Raw genomic sequence first — 23018 nt, forward strand, 5'->3', positions numbered from 1 at the left:
GACAACCTCGGCGTGTCGCCTTGACGGACTACACGGTTGTAATTCGTGAGGGGCCGGTTCAGTCCTCGGAGATGGGCACCAGCGACGTCTCGGTCGTCGGGTGCGAGGCGAGTCCGTGCTTGTCGAACTTCTGTCCTGACGCGACGCCGCCGAGGTAGAAGGAGACCAGCGCGATGACGATGCCGGCGATGTCGTCGGCGACGTAGTGCCAGCCGAAGTAGAGGGTCGCGAAGACGGTCGCCACGAAGTTGACCCAGAAGACCCACTTCACGACCTTCGAGCGCAACGTGTACTGCACCATCAGCGCCACCAGCAGCGTGATGGCGACATGCAGGGACGCGAAGCCGGCCACCGATTGGACCGCTCCCGACACGGTCCCGAAGAGAACGTTGTCCCGCCCGTTGTCGAGCGCCTCCATCAGCTGGGTGCTGCCGGTGACCGCGAGACCTTCGTAGAGCCAGGGGTACTCGAAGCCGGGGCCGAGGGTCGGCAGCGCGTAGTAGGACGCCGTGCCGAGCGTCCACGCGATGCACTGGGAGGTGGCGAACCAGTAGCCGAAGCTGATGTTGCGCGACCAGATCAGCCACGCGGTCAGACCCAGCGGCACCATCGGCAGGAACCACAGGTAGATCGTTGACAGCACGTGCGCCGAGATCGAAGTCCCGAGCAACGAGTGCAGCGCGACCGCGGGCTCGGTGCCGAAGAAGAACGCCTTGTCGATCAGGTGCAGCTCGCGGTCGTACTTGGTCTCGATGATGAACGGCAGGAACGACTTGAGGTTCCGATAGCTGACGTAGGTGATGTAGAAGCAGACGACGCCGAGCACGACGAGGGTGATCCGCTCGCGGGTCCAGTGCTCGACGAAGCGCTCCCTGACGACCTGCTTGAGGTTGCTGCGCGGCGGCCTCAGCGCCAGCACCACCCGCGGCAGCATGTCCATCACGAACGCGCCGAGCAGCAGCATCGGCAGGCGCACCCAGGCGGGGCCGAGGAAGCCGTCCGGGTCGGCGAGCCGCCGGTCGACCACGATGGCCGCGACGATCGCCAGCAGTCCCATGCTCGCGGCCACCCCGATGAGCAGCACATAGGCCCGGCGATACATGCGGTGAGTCTAGAGAGGCGGGGCTGGGGGTTACGAACTGGAAACCTGGCGCGGGACAGCGGCCACCCTGCTCACGTCCACGCGCAGGCGCACGCCGTCGCCGACCGCGAGGTGCGAGTCCAGCGGCGCGACGGCGTCGAGGAGCCCGAGGTCGTCGACGTCCACCTCGAGACGGAGCTGGTCGGGCGTGGTGCGCAGGGACCGGACGCGACCGGCCAGTGCACCGTGTGGATCAGGCACCAGAGCGGAGCGGCGTACGGCGACCGCAGGCGACACCTCCAGGCCGGCGGCGACCAGGATCCGGGCCGCGTCGTCGCCCGTCAGCACGCGGGCGTAGCCCAGGAAGAGCGCGGTCTCGGCATCGGCGGGCGCTCGCCAGACTGTTGACAGGTCACCGCTCTGCACGACGCGCCCGGCACGCATCACCGCCATCTCGTCGGCGACCGCGAAGGCCTCCTCGTGGTCGTGCGTGACCAGCAGCGCAGTGGTGCCGGAAACGTTGAGGATCTGCCGCAGGTCGAGGGCGAGCCGCGTCCGCAGCGTCGCGTCCAGCGCCGACAGCGGCTCATCGAGCAGCAGCAGCCGCGGTTGCACGGCGAGCGCCCGTGCCAGCGCCACCCGCTGGCGCTCGCCGCCCGAGAGCGTGGCGGGCAGCCGGTCGGCGTACCCCGTGAGCCCGACGAGCTCGAGCAGCTCGTCGACCCGGCGGCGTCGCTCGATCGCCCCCACCCGGCGCAGCCGCAACGAGTAGCCGATGTTGCCGCCGACGGTCAGGTGGGCGAAGAGCTGGCCGTCCTGGAACATCAGCGCGAAGCCGCGCTTGTGGGTGGGTACACCGCCCAGGTCGCGCCCGTCCCAGGCGATCGTGCCGCGACTGACCGGCTCGAGCCCCGCGACCGCCCGCAGCAGCGTGGACTTGCCGCACCCGGACGGGCCGAGCACCGCGAGCACCCGGCCGGGAGCCAGGTCGAGCGAGACGTCGTCGACGGCGAGCAGGTCGTCGTACCGCACCGAGACGTGGTCGAGCGAGAGCCCCGCCATCAGAACGCACCCGCCGACGGCACCCTGAGCCGCTCGACCGCCAGCACCACGACGGCCGTGGTGGCCGCGAGGACGACCGACGCGGCGAGGGCCATGGCGTAGTTGAGCTCGCCCGGGTGGCCGAGGAGACGGTAGATGACGACCGGCAGCGTCGGATGGTCGTCACGGGCGAGGAACGAGGTGGCCCCGAACTCGCCCAGCGACACCGCGAACGCGAAGCCCGCCGCGGCGAGCAGCGGCTTCCACACCACGGGCAGGTCGACGGTGAGCACAGCACGCAGCGGGGACGCACCGAGCGATGCGGCCGCCTGGCGCTGCCGGTCGTCGACACCGCCGAGCACCGGGGCGATGGTGCGCACGACGAGCGGCAGGGCCACGAGGGCCTGGGCGATCGGCACCAGCAGCGGACTGTCGCGCAGCGCGAGCGGCGGCTCGTCCAGGGCGATGAGGAAGCCGAACCCGACCGTCACCGCCGAGACCCCGAGGGGCAGCATGAAGACCGCGTCCAGCCCGGACCGGACCCGCCGCTCGACGCGGCCGCGGGAGTGACGGGTGACCACGACGGCGACCAGCAGTCCGACCAGCAGCGACATCCAGGTCGCGTCGACGGCCGTGCGCAGCGAGGTGAGCAGCGCGTCGGTCACCGGCACGGCGAGCACCTCGGCCCCGCCCGGGCTGGCGCCGGTGGTGGCCAGGGCGCGGTACGCCGCCAGTCCCCACCCGTCGCCCACCCGCAGCGAGCCCAGCAGCAGCGACGTCATCGGCGCGAGGACGAGCACGAGGAGCAGGCCGGTGGCGACGAGGGCGGCGACGTCGCCGCGACGCGCTCGCCGCGGGCGCGGCGGGGTGCGCTCCTGCGTCGGGTCAGGGGTGGCGCGCAGCCGTTGCGCGACGACGAGGAGCACCACGACGACGAGGATCTGCAGCACCGAGAGAGCCGCTGCCGCGCGTAGGTCGAGCAGGTTGTTGGTGAGCAGGTAGATCTCGGTCTCCACGCTGGAGTAGCGCAGCCCACCCAGCGTGAGGACGACGCCGAACGAGGTCGCGCAGAAGAGGAACACCACCGACGTCGCCGACACCAGCGCCGGCTTCAACGCCGGCAGGGTGACCGTGCGCAGCACCTGCCACGGGCTCGCCCCGAGGGCCGCCGCCGCCTCGGCCGGCCGGGGGTCGAGACCCTCCCAGGCCGTCCCGACGGCACGGATCACCACCGCGGCGTTGAAGAACGTCAGGCCCAGCACGATCGCGATCGCCGACCCGTCGAGGCCGAGGAAGCCCAGCGGCCCGGAGTCGGCCAGCAGCCTCCGGAACGCGACGCCGACGACCACGGTCGGCAACGCGAACGGCACCAGCAGCAGGGCCCTCAGCGGCCGACGCAGCGGGAGGTCGAGCCGATAGAGCGCGTACGCCGCCGGGAGCCCCAACGCCAACGACATGACCGTTCCCGCAGCGGCCGACCACAACGTGAACCACAGCACCCGGTGCACGCGTGGTCGCGCCAGCACGTCGAGCACCCCGCCCACGTCGAGGGAACCGTCCACCACGAAGCCGCGGGCGAGCATCGCGCTCACCGGCAGCACGAAGAAGACGCCCAGCACCGCCAGGGGGCCGAGGGCCAGCCCGACGAGCGTGAGTGGTCTCGACAGGCTCGACCAGCGACGTCCGCTGGTCGAGCTCGTCGAGACCATGTCCCTCATCGCGAGGTGATGTCGGTCCACTCGGTCAGCCACTGCTCGCGGTTGGCCGTGATCTCGTCGGCATCGACGGTGTAGGCGTCGGTCGGCTGCTCGGCGAACCGCGCCCAGTCCTCGGGGAGCTCGACTCCCGACACCACCGGGAAGACGTACATCGACTCCGGCAACGCCGCCTGCACCTCGGGCGAGAGCAGCCACTCGATGACGGCACGGGCACCGTCGGGGTTCGCGGCCCCGGCCAGCACGCCGGCGTACTCCACCTGGCGGAAGCAGGTGTCGAGCAGCGCTCTGGTCGTCGTCGCCTCGCCGTCCTCGGTGAGCGTGAAGGCCGGCGAGGAGTCGTAGGACAGCACGATCGGTCGGTCGCCGTCGCCGCCGCCCTGGGTGAAGTCGACGTAGTAGGCATCGCTCCAGCCGCTGGTCAGCTTGGCGCCGTTGGCCATCAGGTCCGCCCAGTAGTCGGGCCAGTCGTCGCCGTGCTCGGCGATCGTGGCCAGCAGGAAGGCCATGCCGGGCGAGCTCGTCGCCGCACCGGGGGTGACGAAGAGGTCGGCGTACGCCGGCTCGACGAGGTCGTCGAGGGTCTCGGGCTCGGGGATGCCCTGCTCCTCGAACCAGCGGGTGTCGACGTTGACGCAGACCGCACCGGTGTCGATCGGGACGAGCCGGTCGGTGCCGTCGTCGAGCGTGTAGTCGGCGGCGCCGTCGGGCAGCGTCACGCCGGAGTCGGCGAAGACGCCGGCGTCGAGCGCGCGGCTGGCGAAGCTGTTGTCGACGCCGTACGCCACGTCGCCGGTCGGGCTGTCCTGGGTGAGCACCAGCTTGTTGGTCAGCGCTCCCGCGTCACCGCTCGCGCGCACCTCGAGCTCGTAGCCGGAGTCGGCCTCGAAGGCCTTCACCAGCTTCTTCGGCAGCGCGAACGAGTCGTGGGTGACGAGCACGACCTCGCGCGGAGCCTCCTGGCCCGGGCTGGCCGAGCTGCCGCCCGGCGAGGTGGCGGGCTCGTCGTCCCCCTCGCCCACCAAGGAGCAGCCCGCCAGGACGGTCACTGCCGTGACGAGGACGAGGGTGGTGATCGTGCGCGTGCCTGGTCGATGAGCTCGTCGGAGAATGCGCCGCATCGTCGACTCCCTTCGCCGGTGCTAACCGGAGCAGGTTCGGAGGGTCTGCGGCTCGTCCGCACTCTCAGCCCGTCGCCGGCTCCCGCCGGCCAGGGCTCCCCTGTCTGTCGTGGCGATGCTACGCCTGTTGGCCGCAGGGGTGGTCAGGTGGCAGGTGGTCAGGCGGCAGCGGCGCCCACGACGGCGCGGCCGACGCGGACCAGCGTCTGCGGGCGCGCGATGCCGAACTCCTGGAGGAGGGAACGGTCGAGGGTGGCGGCGTACGACGCCAGCGGCGGGGCGCCGTCCTCGAGCGCCGGGAGCCCGCCGCCGAGGTCGATGGTGTCGAGCCGGAGCCCCACCTCCGCGGCCGCGCCGAAGAGCCGAGCAGAAGCGCCGACGGCGGCGGTGATCGCACGCGGGCTACGGCGCAGGGAGGCGATCTCGAAGGAGACCCCGACCGCGTCGAGTCCGCTCGCGCCGGCCTGGCGCAGCACGGTCACGGCCTCGGGGACGGTACAGCCCTCGGCGCCTTCCTCGGTCGAGGACAGCGGCACCACCCGGACCAGCACCGCAGACCCTGGGGCGGCGATCGCCACGCGGCAGGTCTCCTCGGGCGAGCGCACCACGAAGGTCCGCACGCCGGACCCAGCCATCGCCGCGACCTCGTCGCAGCTGTCGAGGCGGGCGGTGCTCACGAGGCCCGAGCGGTCCGGGCCGGCGTGAGCATGGGGTGCACACGCGGCCGCACCTGCGGCGTCCTCGACGGCGAAGCCCGCCCCCGCGCGGGCCAGGCTCACGAGGAGCGCCTCGTCGCCGCGGGTCGCGACGTCGTACAGCAGGGTGGTCCGGTCGAGCACGGCCGCCATCCGACGGAAGCGACGCGAGGCCGACGTGACGTCGAAGCCCGAGACGGGAGGGGCGGTCCGCCCGGACGGCAGGGTCCGGACCGGAGGGGAGGCGAGCATCGTCATGGCCTCAGCCTGGCCGGGCCGGGCGGCCCGGCACATCAGTCAAAATACGCATTCTGGGCAGATTCGTCCGCTCAGGCCGCATGCGGCGGCAGGTACTGCTCCGGACGATGGGGTACCTCGCCCTCAGGGGACCGAACCGAGGGGAGACCTGTGCCTGCTGCGCCAACGACCGTCGTCGGGGGTCGCTACCGGCTCGAGCGCGCCGTGGGCGCGGGGGGCATGGGCGTGGTCTGGCTCGGCCACGACCAGGTGCTGGGCCGCCCTGTCGCGCTCAAGCGCGTGGGCGTCCTTCCAGGCGAGTCGGCGGACGACCGGCGCCGGGCGATGCGTGAGGCGCGGGCGGCGGCTGCGCTCAACCATCGGCACGCTGTCTCGGTCTTCGACGTGGTCGAGCACGAGGACGCCCCGTGGCTGGTGATGGAGTACGTCGAGGCGCAGACCCTCGCAGACCTGCTCGCGGCCGGCCCGCTCCGCGCAGAGCGCGCCGCCCGCATCGGCGCCCAGGTGGCCTCGGCCCTTGCGGCGGCCCACGCGGCGGGGATCATCCACCGCGACGTCAAGCCGGCCAACATCCTGGTCGCCGACGACGACGAGGCGAAGATCAGCGACTTCGGCATCGCCCACCTGGTGGTCGACGAGCGTCTGACCAGGACCGGGCTGGTGAGCGGGACGCCGGCGTACTTCTCCCCCGAGCTCGCCAGCGGCGCCGCGGACCCGGGGCCCGCCTCGGACGTCTGGGCGCTGGGGGCCACGCTCTATGCGGCGGTCGAGGGGCACCCTCCGCACCCCCGCCAGGCCAACGTCCTCGCGACCCTGAAGAGCATCGCGGGCGACCCGGTGCCCCCGCCCGTGCGCGCCGGCCTGCTGACCCTTCCGCTGACCCACCTCCTCGACCCGGACCCTGACAGCCGGTGGACGATGGCCGAGGCGGCCCGCGCCCTGGACGAGCTGACGCACCAGGGCGACGCGAGCACCGTCGCCGCCCCTCCGCCGACCCGGGAGGCGGCCGCACGTACGCCGGCCCCCGCGCCGACACCCACGTCCACCCCGGCCCCGGAAGCGACGACGGCGTCGGCCCCGGCCCCCGCACCGCGGCCCGTGCCGGGAGCCACGCCGGCCGCACCGCGGCGGTCACGTGCGTACCCGCTCGCGCTCGGCGCCGCGGCCGCCCTGCTCGCGCTCATCGCGGTGCTCGTCGCGCTCGCGCTGCGCGACCCCGGCGCGCAGGACCCGACAGCCTCCGATCCTGAGCGCGGGGCGGCCTCGTCCTCGTCGGACGAGTCCGGCTCCGACGAGTCCAGTCCCGAGGAGTCGAGCTCCGGGAAGCCGAAGGAGACCGAGGAGCCGGACCCGAGCGCGGATCCGACGGAGGACCCGTCGCCCGAGCCGAGCAACCCGGCACCCGCGCCCGGCGGCGGGCCGGTGCGGACCGTCGACGGGTACTACGACCTCGTCCCCGACGACCTCGACACCGCGTGGGCGATGCTGACGCCCGAGCTGCAGGCGGAGATCGGCCGGGGCACCTACGACGGCTTCTGGAGCACGATCGCCGACGTGGACGCCACCGACGTCAGGTCCACCGGGCCGGGAGCGGTGACCGCCCGCATCACCTACACCCGCAACGACGGCACCACGACCGCGGAGGACCGGGCGTTCACGCTCGTCCGTGCCGGCGAGGGCTATCTCATCGCGTCCGACGGCTAGGACGGGTCTCTGGCCGGCGAACTACCCTCGCCGGGTGCCCTCCCGCCGTCACGCGCTGCTCGCCTACGCGGTGCCCCGGGTACGACGCGCGCGGGAGATGACCGACGAGCCCGCCGAGCGGGCCCGCGTCGAGGCCTGGCACCGGACCCTCGACCGCAGCTCCCTCCCGACCCGGATGGTGCCGCGCTTCGAGCAACGGTGGTCCGTGGTCACCGAACAGGTCGAGGGCGCGTCCGGCCCGTTCCCGTCGTACGTCGTCACCCCGCGCGGCAAGGAGCCGCACACGACGCTGGTGTGGATGCACGGCGGCGGTTTCATGGCCCCGATCGACCCGTTCCAGGTGCGCTACGCGCTGCGCCTCGGCGCCGCGATCGGCGCTCGCGTGGTCATGCCCGACTACCCGCTGGCGCCCGAGCACACCTGGCGCGACTCCTTCGAGCCCCTGGTCGGGATGATCGCGCGCCGTTGCGAGGAGCCGGGTCAGGTGGTCCTCGGCGGCGACTCGGCCGGGGGCGGCTACGCCTTGGCGCTGGCCCTTGTCCTGCGCGACAGGGCTGCCGTCGCCGGTGACGTCGGCGCACAGCCGAGCCGACTGGTGCTGCACGCCCCCTGGGTCGACCTCACGACCAGCACCCCTGAGACCGACTCGCTCGACCCGATCGACCCGTGGCTCTTCGTCGGCAAGATGCGCGCCTACGCCCTCTGGTGGGCCGGCTCGCCCGACGACCTCGGCCGCCCGGAGGTCTCTCCGGCTCTCGGCGACCTGAGCGGTCTGCCGCGCGCGATCGTCTTCCAGGGCACCAGGGATCTGCTCTGGCCGGGCACGAGGCTTCTCGTGGACCGGGCCGAGGAGGCAGGCTGGGACCTCACCTACGTCGAGGAGGACGGCTTGCTGCACGTCTACCCGATCCTGCCGATCATCCCGGAGTCGCGCCGGGCCTTCCGCCAGACGCTGGCCTTCCTGCGGGACCGGTGATCCGCCCATGAGCCGCCCGGCCGCCCAGGTGCGCGACCTGACCTTCGCCGACCTCGACGCTGAGACGGCGTACGCCGTGTGGCGGCTGCGCCAGCAGGTGTTCGTCGTCGAGCAGCACAGCCCCTACCCCGACCTCGACGGCCGGGACCTGGAGCCGACCACACGGCATCTCCTCGTCGAGGAGGACGGCGCCGTCGTGGCCTACGCGCGGGTCGTCGATGACGGTGAGACCGTGCGGGTCGGCCGGGTCGTGGTGGAGCCGACGGCCCGGGGACGCGGCCTCGCGGACGCCTTGATGCAGGTCGCCCTCGACGGCGACGGTGACCGCGCCGTCGTGCTCGACGCGCAGACCGAGGTGGCCGGCTGGTACGCCACCTACGGCTTCGAGGTCACCGGCCCCGAGTTCGACGACGACGGCGTGCTGCACCTGCCGATGCGGCGCGACCCCTCTCAGTGAGCCGACTCGCCCAGGTCGCGCAGCACCGCCCGCGCGATCCGCTCGCCTGACACCAGCGCACCCTGGATCGACGCGGTGTCGCGGTGGTCGCCTGCCGCGTAGGTGCGCTCACCGATGCGCGCCGCGCTCGTCGTCCTGAACGACCCCACGCCGACCGCCTGGAAGGGCAGCGCGTGCGCGATGTCGTGCCGGACGAGCAGGTCCCAGTCGTGGGCGGAGGTCCTCCAGAGATCGCCGAGGTGGCGGCGTACGGCGGTCTCGTCGGTCGCACCCTCGCGCGACGGCAGGCAGGTGGCCTCGACGAGGTGGCGCCCGGTCGGGGCGTAGGACGGGGCGGCGTGACTCACGACCGCGGCGTGCTGGACCGGTCCGCGCGCCCGGCCGTCGACGGTCAGGAGCGCCTGGTCGTAGGGCGGCGAGTCGGTGGCGAACCACCAGGTGACCAGGCCGCTGGTGCGAGGCGTCGCGCCCCCGGAGAAGCCGGCGACGTCCTCGGCCGCGACGGCGACCACCGCGGCCCGTGCGGAGATCGTGGCGGTGTCGGTGGTGACCCGGACGCCGTCGCGGCGGCCCTCGACCCCGGTCGCCCTGACCCCGAGACGGACCCGGTCGCCGAGCGGGGCGGCGAGCTGCTCGGGCAGCGCCTGCATGCCGCCGCGGGGCAGGCCGGGCGTGCCGAGGAGGAAGGTCCGCACGAGCAGCTTGACGAAGGTCGCGGAGGTGGTGCCGGTGTCGTCGGCGAGGACGCCGGCCAGGAACGGCTCCAGCACCTCCTGGCGCAGCGGACCGGCGACGCCCGCGCGGTCGAGCGACTCCGCCAGGGTCAGGTCGGGGGCCGACTTCACCCGGCCGGGACGCGCCACGACGGGCCCGGCCCACCGGGCGAGAGCGGCGAGCTCACGCGGCTTGAGCAGCCCGCCGGTCAGCGTGGAGCGCAGCCGCCGGGGCGCCCGGCGCGGGTCGGCGACGACGCTCAGGCCGGTCGGTCGGCGGACGGCGACACCGGCGTCGAACGTCTGCAGCCCGAGGGCGGCGACGTCGACGAGGCGGCCGACGGCGGGGTACGCCGGGTTGAGCAGCTGGAAGCCGCGGTCCACGAGAAACCCGTCCACGGGGTCGGTGCGCACCCGCCCGCCCACCGCGTCCGCCGCCTCGAGGACCACGACCTCACGGCCGGCCTCGACCAGCTGACCCGCGCACGCGAGCCCGGCGAGCCCGGCGCCGATGACGACGACGTCGGTGTCGGTCATCGCGTCGGCACCTGCCTCGACCGCAGGCGAGCCGTCGCGACGACCACGAGGACTGCCGCCGCCGCGGCGGCGGCAGCGGTGACTGCTGACTCCGGCCGGTCGGTGGTGCGGCCGACGACGATCCAGCCCAGCGCCCAGACGAGGGCAGCGGCGACCGGCCACCGGGCGCCGAGCTCGCGGGCGAGCAGGATGCCCACCGCGGCCGCCAGGACGAGCCCGCCCGCGGCGGCAAGCTCCGCGGTGGCCCGGCTCACCTGGAGGCCGGTGGTGGCGAGGGCGGCGGCGACGTTGGCGAAGCTCGCAGCGGTGACCCAGCCGAGGTAGAGGCCGAACGTGCCGTCGAGCAGCACCCTGTCGGTCCGGCCCGATGCGGGGAGTCGGGTCAGCCGGGCGACCAGCAGCGCCAAGGTCACCGCCAAGGCGAGGATCACCCCGACGCTGATCCAGACCCAGCCCTGTTGGGTGACGAGGAGCCATCCGGCGTTGAGCACCATCGACAGCGCGGCCGGCCAACCCGTGGCCCTGGCCCGCTCGCTGGTCGCAACCGAGGGCAGCCACTGCCACACGGCGTACGCCGCCAGGCCGGCGTAGATCACCGACCAGATCGAGAACGCCGGACCGGCCGGCGCCAACAGCGTCGCGTCGGCAGCGAGGGCTCCGCCAGACGACTCCGCGACACGGGTCCCGAGCACACCGGTGCCGACGAGGGTGCCGAGCACGCAGAACACCTCAGCGAGCGTCACGGCCACTTGGCGGGTGCGGTCGGCGCGGGTGGGGGCGCTCATCCGCGGACCCTCCGGTCGAGCGCGCCGATCACCCGGTCGCAGAAGTCCGTGACCGCCTGCGCCGACGACGGGGTCGCCGTCGGGGCGGCGAGCAGGTCGGCGCGCACCCGCGCGATCCCGCTGACCCCCGCGGCCTCGGCGATGTCGAGGCAGACGCGTGCGGCGGTGCGGACCGGGCCCGGGTCGAGGGTCCAGACGGCCTCGAACTCGCGATCGGCGTCGGCCTGTGGCTGCTGCCCCGGCGGCTCCCAGGCGCTCAGCACCGCGGCGAAGCCGGGCGAGTCGCACACGACGGCCCACTCCTCGCGCAGCGGCTCACCCAGGTCGAGCGGGACCAGGACGGGCCCGCCCTCCGCCGGGGCGGGCGGCGTCCCCAGGTCCGTGAAGTCGGCGATCGCGAGGCTGAAGCGGGACCGCCTGGCGATGTCCTGCCAGCGTCGCCGGGACCGCTCGAAGAACTCACCGCGCTGGAAGGCGGCGAACGCGAAGCCGCAGTGGCCCCGAGCGCACAGCTCGTCCTCGATCGCGTGCGAGAGCCCGACCAGGGTGGACTTGCGCAGCCGCTGCCGCGGCAGTCGCGGGTCGGCCTCGCGCACGGCGGCGAAGATGCTCGGCTCGTGGCTCTCGCGCAGGGCGCGCACGGCGGCAACGGCCCGGTCGAGGCGGAGCCCGCTCTGCTGGCGGGCCAGCACCTCGCGGACGGCGGCGACGTCGGCGGCCTGGTAGCGGCGGTGCCCGCTGGGCAGCCGCACCGGCTCGGGGAACCCGAACCTCGTCTCCCACATCCGCAGCAGCCCGGGACTCACGCCGGCGCGCTCGGCGAGGTCGCCGATGGAGAGGGTGGCGCCGGCCGTCATGCCTGCGACGATAACCTAAACACGTTGTGTAGATAGCGGTGCTGGCAGAGGGGAGGGTCCGTCCTGAGCGGCTGGTGGCAGCGCTTCGAGCTGGGGCGGTTCCTGCACGCCTCGCTGGTCGAGCAGGTGCCCCGCGACCACGTCGAGACCGAGTCCGCCTTCCGACGCCGGCGGATCGTCGTGGGCTTCACCTTGCTGGTCGGTGCCGCGCTGCTGGGGGTCTCGCTCAACCTCGAGCCGGGCGACGACCGCTTCTACGTGCTCACCGTGCTGCTCGCGGCGACCTGGGCGGTGGGCACGCTGGTCGCCGGGCCCGTGCACCTCGGCTGGGCGCACACGCGGTCGGCGACCCGGCACGCACGACCGATCGTCCAGCCCGTCGCGCTCGGCCTGCTGGCGGTCGGCGTCTTCTCGGCCGGCGCCGTCATCGTCGCGCAGGTCCCGCTGCTGCGCGACCAGGTCGACGAGGTCCTCGACCACGCCCGCTTCGCGTCGCTGCCGGTCGTCGCCCTGATCACCCTGGTCAACGGCCTGGCGGAGGAGGTCTTCTTCCGTGGCGCGCTCTACGCCGCGCTGCGCTCGCGGCAGGTGCTCTGGTCGACGCTCTTCTACACCCTCGCCACGGTCGCCACGGCGAACGTGATGCTGATCTTCGCCGCCGCCGTCCTCGGGCTGCTCGTCGGCCTCCAGCGCCGGGTCACCGGCGGCGTCCTCGGCCCGATGATCATCCACGTCGTGTGGTCGATGAGCATGCTCTTCCTGCTGCCCGTGCTGGTGTCCTGACCGGCTGAGCCCTAGGACTTGTCGGCCGCGCGCTCGGCGAGGGCGCGGCGGACGGCCTCGTCGAATCCGACCGGCTCGAAGGAGACGACGTCGCGGATGGCGTCGTCGCTGACGATCACCTCGTTGCTCATCGAGTCGATGAGGGACCGGCCGGTCGTGACGTCGACGTTGGTGACGAGGGAGAGCCAGCGCGAGGAGAGCCCGGGAGTGAGCAGCGGCACCGGGACGAGCAGGAGCGGGCGACCGCGGATGCCGGCCACCCGGCGCAGCATGTCGGCGTACCTCATCACCTCGGGGCCGCCGACCTCGAAGACGCGGCCGCGGGCGTCGGGATGGCCCAGGACGCCGACGAGATAACGGATCACGTCGTCGATCGCGATCGGCTGGGTGCGGGTGCGCACCCACTGCGGGGTGACCATCACCGGCAGGTGGTCGACGAGCTGGCGGGTCATCTCCCACGAGATGCCGCCGTGGCCCACGACGATCCCGGCGCGCAGCACGGTCACGGGCACGCCGGCGGCGCCGAGCAGCTCCTCGACCTCGCGCCGGCTGCGCAGGTGGGCCGAGAGGTCGTCGTCGCTGCGACCGAGGCCACCGAGGTAGATGATCTGCTCGACCCCGGCCTCCGCTGCCGCCCGGCCGAAGTCGGTGGCGGCCTCCGCGTCGAGCCGCTCGAAGTCGGCCGAGTCGAGCGAGTGCACCAGGTAGTAGGCCGCCCGGCAGCCCTCCAACGCGGCCGGCAGAGAGTCGGCGTCGTGGACGTCGCCGTACGTCGCGGTGCCCGCCCCCTCGTACTTCTCGGGCTTGCGGGTCATCGAGCGGACCTCGTGCCCGGCCTCCTCGAGTGCGGCGCCCAGGCGGCGGCCGACGAAGCCCGAGGCTCCCGTCAGCAGCACGGGTCCGGTCGACGCGTTCGTCGGCTGATCCGTCATGTCGGCCTCCTTTCGGGTGAACTTCGTCAACATTTCTCCACAGGCTGTGTAAGAACGAGACTAGTGGACGACCTCCCGGGTGCCCGCACAGCCGCGGTCTCGGATCTGGCGCCAACGCGCTCAGAACCGCGGATCAGGGGGACTTCGCCTGGACAGGGCTTGGTGGGCGCGGTCAGACGTCGGTGACGCAGCGGAAGCCCGCGTGCCCCGTCGTGCTGTCCGGGGTGTTCGCAGTGCGCGCGGCGACGCGGTAACGGTTGCAGTAGGACACGTGGCACAGATAGCTGCCGCCACGCTGCACTCGGGCGATCCCGGACACCGGCCCCTGGGGGTCGCGCCGCGTCTCCTCGGACTCGGGCACGTGGTGGTCGACGCTCCACCAGTCCGCCACCCACTCCCAGACGTTGCCGGAGGTCTCGTGGACGCCCAGGCCGTTGCCGGCAAAGGACTTTACAGGGGCGGTCCCGAGCCAGCCGTCGTCCACGGTGTTGCGGTCCGGGAAGCGCCCCTGCCAGATGTTGCAGCGGTGCCGGCCCCGCGGCGTCAGCTCGTCACCCCAGGGGTACGTCGCCCGCTCGAGCCCGCCGCGCGCGGCCTTCTCCCACTCCGCCTCGGTCGGGAGGCGCTGCCCCGACCACGCGGCGTACGCCACGGCGTCGTGCCAGGACACGTGCACCACCGGGTGGTTGCCGAGGTCGCCGATGTCGGAGCCGGGCCCGCCCGGCGCCCGCCAGGTCGCGCCGTCGACGGCGAGCCACCACTCGGCCCCGGGCACATGGGCGTCCTGGACGTGTCGCCGGGCGTCGGGATGGAGGAGCAGGTGGAAGACGTAGGACCAGCCGAGCTGCTCCGCCGTGGTCACGTGGCCGGTCGCCTTCACGAACGCCGCGAAGCGCGCGTTGGTGACCGCGGTCGCGTCGATGCGGAACTCGCCGACCTCGACGCGGCGCACCGGCCCCTCGCCGTCGTCGAGGAACGCGTCAGGGTCGTCGCCGCCCATCCAGAAGGCCCCGGCCGGGACCGGCACCGTGCCGCGCGCCGGGTCGCGGCGCGACCTCAGCACCGCGGTGGCGGCCTCGGGCGCACGCGGGCGGGGGGACGCCGCCGCGTCGACGGTCGAGGCGGTGTCGCGGGACGGGCCGCAGCACGACGACATCCGCATCTCCCCTTCGCTAAGTGGACCGGCTCAGTAGTCTATCGCTGCGCGAAGAAATGGCCGATCGGTCGGAATTCGATGGACCACGTCCGCAATTCAGCCTCTTGATCACACAATTTGTCAGTCCAGGTCCGGTCGGCCGGCCAGGGCCTCCGGGCCTGCCGAGACGCGTCGATCACAGGGGAGTCGACGACCTCGGCCGAGCCGAGGGCTGCCGGACCTGGACTGGACAGCTGTCGGCTGGACGGGAGCGGCGCTCAGTGCGCGACGCTCGACCACCTGGCTGGCCGCCGACCCGAAGCTGCCCCGGGTCAGGGTGATGATCTGCGACAAGGTCCATCTCACTACCTGGTGTGTTGTGACAAGGGCCGTGGAGAACTCGCAGTGAGGGGCTCGGTCCAGGGGTGGCGGAGCCCTTGGCGGATCGCCTTGAGGCAGGCGTCGATCCTCGGGTCGCCCTGGCTGCTGGTCCGGGTGAGCACTCGGACCGAGCGATACATCCGCGGCCGCAGTGGGATCCCTGCGACGTTGCGCTCGTAGGCCGCGACGCTCGACGGCAGCAGGGTGATCCCGGACCCGACGGCGACGAGCCGGGCCAGGACGTAGAGACCGTCGAACTCCCAGCGCCGGAACGGGATGGCGCCGAGGTCCGCCAGCCGGGCGTCGCCGGCCATCCGGGAGACCTGGCCGGGCGGGGAGCTCAGCCAGGTCTCGGTCCGCACCAGCTCCCGCAGCGTCGCCGCCGACACCGGCTTGTGGAGGTGGCTCAGCGCCACCGGGTGGTCGGCCGGAAGGGCGAGCACGATCGCTTCGCGGTGCCCACGCTGGGCCCGTAACGGTCCGGAGGTCACCAGCGCCTCCTCGCCCCATTCGTCGACGACCGCGATGTCCGTCGTCCGGTCCAGCAGGGCGGCCGACGCAGCGGTCGACTCGATCTGCAGGGCAACCACGTTGAGCTCGGGGTGCTGACGCTGGAGCTCGGCGAGGTCCGGGGCCGCCGCCGCCGCCAGTCCGGGGATGAAGCTCACCCGGACCCGTCCGGCGATCGTGCCGGACCGCTCCCGCATCCGGCTCTCCGCCGCCTCGACCGCGGCCAGGATCGTCGTGGCGTGCTCGACCAGCTCTTCGCCGGCATCGGTGAGGCTGGCACTGTGCGCGGTGCGCTCGATGAGTGACACCTGCGCCTCCCGCTCCAGGGCCGAGAGCTGCTGCGACACCGCGGATGGCGACACCCCGAGCTCCTGCGCCGCGGCCGCGATGCTGCCGCGCCTGGAGAAGGCCGAGAGCACTTCCAGGCGGCGAAGATCGAGCATCAGTTTTCCTTGTCCTACCCTCAGTCCGGCATGGTTTGTGCTGATGCTATCGCCGGATCATGATGGGTTGTGTCGCGAGACGGACTCGTGACCTACTTGCAAAGGATCTGATCAGCCATGGCGACCCGCAGCACGCACGCATCGAGGACCTCGAAGGTCTGGGGCCTCAACTCCGCACTCAGCCGAGCCTGGGAGAGCGCGCGTCTCGCCGACCGTCAGGTGATGGAGATCCGCGCCGACCTGAGCCGTCAGGCGATCAAGGCCCTCTGACCCGCCCGCCAGGGGCCAGCGGCAGGCATCGTCGCCGGTCTGGTCCTCGCTGAGGGTTGTCACGACGCCAGTGGCCCGGGTGTTTGCGGACACAGGCGGCGGAACGGACCGACGGCGGTTGCTGCTGCTGGCTACCGTGAGGCCAATGCGCACCCGGGAGGGTCTCGTCGCGATCGCGATGGCGGGCGCCCTGGTGAACGGCTGCAGCGCCGACGTGGAGCCAGAGGCCGAGCCGACGCCGAGCGCCTTCTCGTCGACCGCCACCGGTGACGAGTCCCCGGGCGCACCGAGCGACGACGCCACCGACGAGCCCGACGACCCCCGTGAGGAGACCGAGCCGACCAAGCCGGTGTCGGTGCTGGGCCTGGCGGCCGAGACCCACCGCGGCGACCGGCTGCGGCTCGGCGCGGTGCGGGAGCGGACGGCCGCCTACACGTCGTACGACGTCGCGTACCGCAGCCGCAGCACGACCCGCGCCGGCGCAGGACCCGAGGAGGGCTACACGATCTCCGGGGTCCTCAACGTGCCGACCGGGCGCGGACCGTTCCCGGCGGTCGTGCTGGCCCACGGCTACATCGACCCCGCCTACTACGTGCGCGGCCAGGGCATGACGCGCGAGCGGGGGTACCTCGCCGCGCGCGGCTACATCGCCCTGCACGTCGACTACCGCAACCACGCGGAGTCGACCGACGACCCGGCGTACCAGCGGCGGATGCGGCTCGGCTACACCGCCGACGTCATCAACGCGGTCAACGCACTCCGGGCCAGCCGTGACGTCCCGGTCGACGACGACCGCGTCGCGCTCTTCGGACGGTCGATGGGTGGCGGCGTGATCCTGAAGGCGCTCGTGGCCGCGCCGGGCCTCGTCCAGGCCGCGGCGCCATGGGCGTCGGTGTCGTCGCTCGAGGCCGAAAACTACCGCCGGTTCATGCGGGACCCCGAGGACGTCGGTGTCCGAGGCGAGCTCGAACGCCGGTGGGGCACGCCGGCGCAGAACCCCCGGCACTGGCGGCAGAACTCCTCGCGGCCCTACCTCGACCGGATCACCGAGCCCGTGTTGATGGTGCACGGCCGCTTCGACGACAGCTGCCCGCCGGAGTGGGCCACCGCGACCTTCCGGGCGCTGCGGGAGAACGGCGTCGACGCGCAGCTGCAGTGGTACGACGACGGCCACGCGTTCGGGCCGGCCTTCAACGCCGCGATGGACCGCACGGTCAGGTTCTTCGACCGGCAGCTCTGATCGCGGACGGCCCTCCCGTTTGAATGACTGTTCAAGTACGCTCTCCACGTGGGCGTCGTAGTCGTCGGAGGTTCCCTGGCCGGTCTCGGCACGGTGCTGGCGCTGCGCCGCCGCGGGTTCGAGGGCGAGGTGACCCTCCTCGGCGAGGAGACCGAGCGCCCCTACGACCGGCCCCCGCTCTCCAAGGAGTTCCTCGAGCCCGGCGCCGAGACGCCGTACCTCGTCAAGGACGGCGAGCTCGAGGAGCAGGGCGTGACCTTCCTCCCCGGCACCCGCGCCACCGCGCTCGACCCCGACCGCCGGCGGGTCCGGCTCGAGGGCGGCGAGGCTCTGGCGTACGACGCCGTCGTGATCGCGACCGGCGCGCAACCGCGCACCCTGCCGGTGCCGGGCGGAGACCTGCCGGGCGTGCGGACGCTACGCAGCCTGGACGACGCGCGCGCCCTCCGCGACGCGCTCGACGCGAGCCCCCGGGTCGTCGTCATCGGCGGCGGCTTCATCGGCGCCGAGTTCGCCTGCGCCGCCCGGGCGCGAGGCCTCGACGTGACCATCCTCGAGCGGGAGCGGGAGCCGTTCGCGCTCAGCCTCGGTGAGGCGGTCGGCCGTGAGCTCGGGCAGCTGCACCGCGCCAAGGGCGCGACCGTCCGCACGGGCGCAGGGATCGTCGCGCTCGAGGGGGCCGACCGGGTCGAGGCGGTGATCCTCGACGACGGCACCCGGATCCCCGCCGACCTCGTGCTGGTGGGCGTGGGCGTGACTCCCCGGACAGCCTGGCTCGACGGCTCCGGAGTGAGCGTCGGCAACGGCGTGGTCTGCGACGCCGCGCTGCGCTCGGTCTCGCACGAGGGCGTGTACGCCGCCGGCGACGTCGCCTTCTGGCCGCACCCCCTGCTCGGCGCACCGGTGCGCATCGAGCACTGGACGAACGCCAACGAGCACGGCGACCTGGTCGCCGCCGGCATCACCGGGACGGCACCGTCCGCGGACATGCCGCCCTACGTGTGGTCCGACCAGCTCGGCTTCAAGATCCAGGTGATCGGCCGGGCCGCGCCGACCGACGACGTCCGGCTCTTCCACCGCGACGGGCGGATCCACGCGGCCCTGTGGTCGCGCGATGGCGCGCTGATCAGCGCCTTGTCGCTCGACACCCCCCGGCTGCACCTGCGGGCCCGCAAGGCGATCGTGGCCGGCGATCCGGTCGACGACTTCGTCGCCGAGCAGGCCGCACTGCTCCTCTAGCTCCGAACAGGAGTCCCGCACATCGGGCGCGCGTCCTAGCGCGTGTCGATCAAGGGAGCGGGGCTCGGGCTGCACCGCACTCTCGAGGGGAACCTCCGCACGTCCGAACCGCTGTTCGAGGCGACGTGCGTGGCGGCCGGCGCGACGCACCGGGCCGACGACACGACGACGCCGGCGACGTACGTCTGCGAGGACGTCATCGGGGCATTCCCTGACGCGGGCGTGGGGCCGCGAGTAACATCGCTTAATACAGTCGCCTCATACGCCTTCCGCAGCAGGTGCCCCATGCTCGAACGCCCCCGTCCCACCCTGCGCCGCCGCACAGCGGTGGAAGCTGCCGTCGAGACCGCGCCGCTGGTCATCGTGGCGGGTGCCACAGGGATCGTCAGGGCCTGGGCCACCGCGAGGCACCCTGACGCCACCCCCGTGGTCACCGTGGCCGGTACGACGCTCTGACCACCCCGAAGGCCGGACCGCCGAGGCCGCTCGCATGACGTTGGAGGTGCGCCACCTCCGCGTCGTCGTCGCCATCGCCGACCACGGCTCCATCACGTCGGCGGCGCGCGCGCTCGGGGTCGCGCCCGCGACCTTGTCGACCCAGCTGCGCCGGACCGAGCGGATGACGGGGCGAGTGCTCTTCACCCGGCTGCCCCACGGCGTCCGCCCGACCCGGGCGGGGGAGGTGTTGATCCAGCGGGCTCGGGCCACTCTCGCCGACGTCGACGCGCTCGCCGAGGGCCTCGACCTCTCCGACGTGACCAGGCCCGAGGACGACACCCTGGTCGTCGGCGGGATCGCCTCGCACTGGTTCGGCCGCTTCCTCGCAGCGACACGCGTTCTGTCGGGGCGGCGGATCGAAGGGCGGGACGACGACTCGACGACGATCCTCGACGAGTGGCTGGCTGCGGGGCGCGTCGACGCCGCGGCCGTGGCGGTGCACGGGTACGCCGACCTCCAGCCGCCTCCCGGCTGCTGCCAGGTGACCGTCGTGCAGAGCCAGCCCTACCTCGTCGCCCTCGGCAGCGGACACCGGCTGGCCGGCCGCACGGAGATCGCGCTCGCGGAGCTGCGCGACACCCCGTGGTTGCTCCCCCGCGGGCACCCCGACGGCACCATGCCCGCCTTCCTCGACGCCTGCCGTCGGGCGGGCTTCCGGCCGGAGGCACCCGTCGGTCCTGCCGACGTGACCTACTACGCGTCCTGGCTGACCGACGAGGGCGCCGCGTGCCTGGTCTCCCCGGCCTACGCACCTGCGTCGGGGGTCGTCGTGGTGCCGCTGCGCCACGGGGTCGGGTCCGAGGTGCGGCTGCGCTGGAACCCCGAGCGAGTCGACGACGAGGTGGCCGACCAGCTCGCGGTCGCGCTCGCGACGGCGTACGTCGATCAGGTGCGCCTGGTCAGCGCCGGCGCCGACTGGTGGCGCGCCGTGCCGGACCTCCGGCCCCGGCTGGCGGCGGCGCTGCGCGACCGGGCGCCGCCCCTCGACGACTGAGGCGGGCTCAGGCGGACCCGGCGAGCGCCCGCATCGCCGCCTCGAACTGGTCGGCCCGGTCGGCGTAGTCGCGGAAGTGGTCGAAGCTCGGCGCTGCGGGTGACAGCAGCACCACCCCGCCCGGTCCGGCCGCCTCGTACGCCGCCGCGACGGCCGACCCGAGATCCGAGGCGGCCCGCACCGCGACGTCAGGGGCGTGCTCCGCGAGCGATGCGGCGATCCTCTGACCGTTGTCAGGCATCGTCACCACCAACAGGTCGTCCGCCCGACCCGCGAGGCCGGTCGCCAGCGGGGCGTAGTCGATGCCGCGATCCTGACCACCCACGAGCAGCACCACCCGGCGGCCAGGGAAGGCCGCCACGGCCGCGAGCGTCGGCAGCACGTTGGTGCTCAGGCTGTCGTCGACGAAGTCGATGCCGCCGACCGATCCCACGTGCGTGAGCCTGCTGCGCAGGGGCCGGTACGACGCCGCGGCACTCTCGGCGAGCGCGTCGTCCTCGGCGCCCGGCACGCCGAGCGCGACGAGGGCGGCCCGCGCCAGCAGGGCGTTGCGGCGGTTGTGCTCCCCGAGGAGCCCGAGGGCGGCGACCCACGCGGCGTCCGCGTCGGGCACGCGCTGGACGGAGCCCCCGAGGAGGGTGGCGTGGGCCTCGAGCTCGGTGTCACCGGCAGGAACCAGCACGGCCTCGACGCCGGGCTGGGTGCACAGCGACAGCTTGTCGCGCACGTAGGCGTCGTACCCGCCGTGCCACACGAGGTGGTCCTGCGCCAGCGAGGTGACCGCGACGACCCTCGGCCCGACGTGCAGGTCGTAGGCCTGGTGGCTGGAGGTCTCGATGATCCACCAGTCCGCGGCAGGGGCCAGCGGATCCCAGGGCGGGACCCCGATGTTGCCCCCCGTCAGGCACCGGACCCCCAGTCCGGTCGCGAGGGCTCCGGCGATCGAGGCAGTGGTGCTCTTGCCCTTCGTCCCCGTCACGCACACGACCCGGTCGCGCCGCGCCTCCTCCAGCCAGAGCGCCAGGCCACCGGTGAGCTCGACCCCCTGCGCCAGCAGGTCTCGAGCCGGCGCGGCGTAGGGGCTGATCCCTGGGCTCTTGACGATCACGTCGCAGCCTGCGAGCAGGTCCAGGTCGCTGTCCCCGTCCACCACGCACTGCGGCGCGATGCCCTCGGCCTCCAGGCGACGCAGGGTCGCCCGGCCCTCGACGCCGGTCCCCCAGATCCCCACCCGGCGACCGCGCAGGCCTGCCCACCCGCCCATGGCAGCGCGCGTCATGGCAGGAAGTGCGGACCGCGCTGGTCCAGCAGCACGGCCTCGGACGGGACCGGAAGGCCGGACTCCTCGACGTACGCCGCCAGCCGCGCCAGCAACGGCGTGTCCTGCCGGTCCGGGCGCGCGGCGGCGAGCAGCACCGCGCGGCGGCACTCTCCCTCGTCGCCCACGCACTCCAACGGCTTCGGTCGACCCGGCGCCCCGAGGAGGGAGCGGAACTCCGCCTCGAGGCTCGCGTCGGCGAGGGGCTCGCGACCACCGAAGATCGCCTCGAGGGCAGGACGATCAAGGTATGCGGCGAGCACCAGGTCGATGAAGCAGCACTTGTCGCAGCGGCCGCACCACTGCGCCAGGCGCTGGTCCGCGTCGACGAAGAAGGCCTTGTTGCAGCTGCGGAAGGCGTGGTGGTACGCCGACAGCGCGGCGAACCGCTGAGCGACCCAGACCTCGCTGTAGGGCCGCAGCGCGCTGTAGAACGTCACGCCGTCGACCGCGTCGGCCACCACCGCACGGAACGACTCCTCGAACGCGAAGCCCTTGCTCCACTGGTGGTTGACGCGCACACCGTTGGCGACCAGCTGCGTCGGTTCACTGGCGGAGTGCTCGTTGGACATCACCACACGGTCGCGGCCCTGGGTTGCCGCGACGAGCAGCGCCACAGCGGTCAGCACGCCGGTGACCGGGACGTGGCCGTTGAAGTAGCCGCGCTCCCGCGAGGCCAGCACCTTGGGGTCCAGGTGCCGCCGCGCGCGCACCACCGGCAGCCCGGCGACCGCAGCGGTGCGCTCGATCGGGTCGAACGGCACGTCCGAGGTGTTGGCGACGAAGAGCGCGATGTCGGGCTGATCCGCCCTGACCTCCTCGACGACCACGATCGAGTCGATGCCGCCGCCGAAGGGAATCAACGGCCGGCCTTCGGTCGTCCGTGCCTGAGCCGTCGGCACGTCACGAGCTGGCCCCTCGATCACGAGGTCGCTGAGGTCGAGTCCTCCGGTGTGCGCGAACTCCGCCAGCCCATGGAGGTAGAGGTCGCGCAGGAACTTCCGCTCCCGGTCGGTGACCCCGTCCGGCACCGAGATCCGCGCCGGCGCGCCGGTCTTGTAGTACGAGACCGCCGCCAGCAGGAACACCAGGCGGGCCAGCGCCTGCGCTGCCTCGGAGTCGAAGTCCCCGTCCGAGGCACCGCAGTCGATCCGCTCCTCGAACCGCTCGCCGTCGAGGTCGTAGGCGCAGGTGAGGAGCCCGACGGAGGTGAGCTCGAAGCCGACGTACGTGAAGACGGCGCCGCGGGCGCGCTCAGGGTGACTCCGGTGGCTCATCTCGCGGTCGAGCGTACTGGTGTCGCCCGCGCCGAGCAGACCCCGAGACTGCGTTGGC

22 protein-coding genes are annotated in these 23018 nt (G+C 73.2%); 9 read left to right on the top strand and 13 right to left on the bottom strand.

All coding sequences use genetic code 11. The annotated features are described in order from the left end of the window. Positions 1–58: 58 nt before the first annotated feature. The 5 genes from ABD295_RS17770 to ABD295_RS17790 all read right to left on the bottom strand — a co-directional run bounded on the left by ABD295_RS17770 (position 59) and on the right by ABD295_RS17790 (position 5911). Positions 59–1102 carry a phosphatase PAP2 family protein gene (locus tag ABD295_RS17770; RefSeq protein WP_344305144.1) on the bottom strand — a complete coding sequence of 348 codons (1044 nt, stop codon included), beginning with the start codon at positions 1100–1102 and terminating at the stop codon, positions 59–61. A gap of 30 nt (positions 1103–1132) precedes the next feature. Next, a complete protein-coding gene (locus ABD295_RS17775) occupies positions 1133–2143 on the bottom strand; it encodes an ABC transporter ATP-binding protein (RefSeq protein WP_344305145.1) in 1011 nt (336 codons plus the stop codon). Next, positions 2143–3840 carry an ABC transporter permease gene (locus ABD295_RS17780; protein WP_344305146.1) on the bottom strand — a complete coding sequence of 566 codons (1698 nt, stop codon included), beginning with the start codon at positions 3838–3840 and terminating at the stop codon, positions 2143–2145. Before ABD295_RS17780 ends, ABD295_RS17775 begins: the two co-directional genes overlap by 1 nt. Then, on the bottom strand, positions 3837–4958 hold the full coding sequence (locus ABD295_RS17785) for a thiamine ABC transporter substrate-binding protein (protein WP_344305147.1): 1122 nt from the start codon (positions 4956–4958) through the stop codon (positions 3837–3839). Before ABD295_RS17785 ends, ABD295_RS17780 begins: the two co-directional genes overlap by 4 nt. 158 nt (positions 4959–5116) lie before the next feature. Further along, entirely contained in the window at positions 5117–5911 is a 795-nt protein-coding gene (locus ABD295_RS17790) for a type III PLP-dependent enzyme domain-containing protein (RefSeq protein ID WP_344305148.1), read from the bottom strand. A gap of 150 nt (positions 5912–6061) precedes the next feature. Between ABD295_RS17790 and ABD295_RS17795 the strand changes: the two genes are divergently transcribed. From ABD295_RS17795 to ABD295_RS17805, 3 genes are read left to right on the top strand one after another with little or no spacing between them, the layout of a single operon-like run. Next, complete coding sequence (locus tag ABD295_RS17795; RefSeq protein ID WP_344305149.1) at positions 6062–7615, top strand: serine/threonine-protein kinase; 1554 nt, start codon at positions 6062–6064, stop codon at positions 7613–7615. Between the two features lie 34 nt (positions 7616–7649). Beyond that, complete coding sequence (locus ABD295_RS17800; RefSeq protein ID WP_344305150.1) at positions 7650–8591, top strand: alpha/beta hydrolase; 942 nt, start codon at positions 7650–7652, stop codon at positions 8589–8591. Positions 8592–8598: 7 nt separating this feature from the next. Next, positions 8599–9048 (top strand): GNAT family N-acetyltransferase, encoded by a 450-nt coding sequence (locus tag ABD295_RS17805; protein WP_344305151.1) that lies wholly within the window; start codon positions 8599–8601, stop codon positions 9046–9048. Here the strand turns inward: ABD295_RS17805 and ABD295_RS17810 are convergent. From ABD295_RS17810 to ABD295_RS17820, 3 genes are read right to left on the bottom strand one after another with little or no spacing between them, the layout of a single operon-like run. Then, positions 9042–10298, bottom strand: coding sequence for a flavin monoamine oxidase family protein (locus tag ABD295_RS17810; RefSeq protein ID WP_344305152.1), 1257 nt, complete (start codon positions 10296–10298; stop codon positions 9042–9044). The genes ABD295_RS17805 and ABD295_RS17810 overlap by 7 nt on opposite strands. Further along, the gene (locus ABD295_RS17815; protein ID WP_344305153.1) at positions 10295–11083 is read right to left on the bottom strand and encodes a hypothetical protein; all 789 of its coding nucleotides are present in this window, start codon (positions 11081–11083) and stop codon (positions 10295–10297) included. Before ABD295_RS17815 ends, ABD295_RS17810 begins: the two co-directional genes overlap by 4 nt. After that, positions 11080–11940: a DICT sensory domain-containing protein gene (locus ABD295_RS17820; RefSeq protein ID WP_344305154.1), complete on the bottom strand. Its 861-nt coding sequence runs from the start codon at positions 11938–11940 to the stop codon at positions 11080–11082. The genes ABD295_RS17815 and ABD295_RS17820 overlap by 4 nt, the downstream gene beginning before the upstream one ends. 126 nt (positions 11941–12066) lie before the next feature. Between ABD295_RS17820 and ABD295_RS17825 the strand changes: the two genes are divergently transcribed. Continuing rightward, positions 12067–12723 (top strand): CPBP family intramembrane glutamic endopeptidase, encoded by a 657-nt coding sequence (locus ABD295_RS17825; RefSeq protein WP_344305155.1) that lies wholly within the window; start codon positions 12067–12069, stop codon positions 12721–12723. An 11-nt stretch (positions 12724–12734) separates the two neighbouring features. Here ABD295_RS17825 and ABD295_RS17830 read toward each other — a convergent pair whose 3' ends face one another. The 3 genes from ABD295_RS17830 to ABD295_RS17840 all read right to left on the bottom strand — a co-directional run bounded on the left by ABD295_RS17830 (position 12735) and on the right by ABD295_RS17840 (position 16124). Beyond that, positions 12735–13655: an NAD(P)H-binding protein gene (locus ABD295_RS17830; protein ID WP_344305156.1), complete on the bottom strand. Its 921-nt coding sequence runs from the start codon at positions 13653–13655 to the stop codon at positions 12735–12737. Positions 13656–13827: 172 nt separating this feature from the next. Beyond that, on the bottom strand, positions 13828–14817 hold the full coding sequence (locus tag ABD295_RS17835; protein ID WP_344305157.1) for a formylglycine-generating enzyme family protein: 990 nt from the start codon (positions 14815–14817) through the stop codon (positions 13828–13830). A 338-nt stretch (positions 14818–15155) separates the two neighbouring features. Continuing rightward, positions 15156–16124, bottom strand: coding sequence for a LysR family transcriptional regulator (locus ABD295_RS17840; RefSeq protein ID WP_344305158.1), 969 nt, complete (start codon positions 16122–16124; stop codon positions 15156–15158). A gap of 117 nt (positions 16125–16241) precedes the next feature. Here ABD295_RS17840 and ABD295_RS17845 point away from each other — a divergent pair, with 117 nt between their 5' ends. From ABD295_RS17845 to ABD295_RS17865, 5 genes are all read left to right on the top strand, one after another. Beyond that, positions 16242–16394 carry a hypothetical protein gene (locus ABD295_RS17845; RefSeq protein ID WP_344305159.1) on the top strand — a complete coding sequence of 51 codons (153 nt, stop codon included), beginning with the start codon at positions 16242–16244 and terminating at the stop codon, positions 16392–16394. Between the two features lie 145 nt (positions 16395–16539). Further along, positions 16540–17634 (top strand): alpha/beta hydrolase family protein, encoded by a 1095-nt coding sequence (locus ABD295_RS17850; protein WP_344305161.1) that lies wholly within the window; start codon positions 16540–16542, stop codon positions 17632–17634. A 48-nt stretch (positions 17635–17682) separates the two neighbouring features. Then, complete coding sequence (locus tag ABD295_RS17855; protein WP_344305162.1) at positions 17683–18873, top strand: NAD(P)/FAD-dependent oxidoreductase; 1191 nt, start codon at positions 17683–17685, stop codon at positions 18871–18873. A gap of 42 nt (positions 18874–18915) precedes the next feature. Continuing rightward, positions 18916–19329, top strand: coding sequence for a hypothetical protein (locus ABD295_RS17860; RefSeq protein ID WP_344305163.1), 414 nt, complete (start codon positions 18916–18918; stop codon positions 19327–19329). A 34-nt stretch (positions 19330–19363) separates the two neighbouring features. Next, positions 19364–20365: a LysR family transcriptional regulator gene (locus ABD295_RS17865; protein ID WP_344305164.1), complete on the top strand. Its 1002-nt coding sequence runs from the start codon at positions 19364–19366 to the stop codon at positions 20363–20365. 7 nt (positions 20366–20372) lie between these two features. On the opposite strand, the gene murD is transcribed toward ABD295_RS17865, so the two are convergent. Both murD and ABD295_RS17875 read right to left on the bottom strand, forming a co-directional pair. After that, a complete protein-coding gene (murD, locus tag ABD295_RS17870; RefSeq protein ID WP_344305165.1) occupies positions 20373–21644 on the bottom strand; it encodes a UDP-N-acetylmuramoyl-L-alanine--D-glutamate ligase in 1272 nt (423 codons plus the stop codon). Beyond that, a complete protein-coding gene (locus tag ABD295_RS17875; protein WP_344305166.1) occupies positions 21641–22960 on the bottom strand; it encodes a MurL-like N-terminal domain-containing in 1320 nt (439 codons plus the stop codon). The genes murD and ABD295_RS17875 overlap by 4 nt, the downstream gene beginning before the upstream one ends. Positions 22961–23018 lie beyond the last annotated feature (58 nt).

The sequence above is a fragment of the Nocardioides bigeumensis genome (assembly GCF_039531755.1).
Lineage (GTDB): Bacteria > Actinomycetota > Actinomycetes > Propionibacteriales > Nocardioidaceae > Nocardioides > Nocardioides bigeumensis.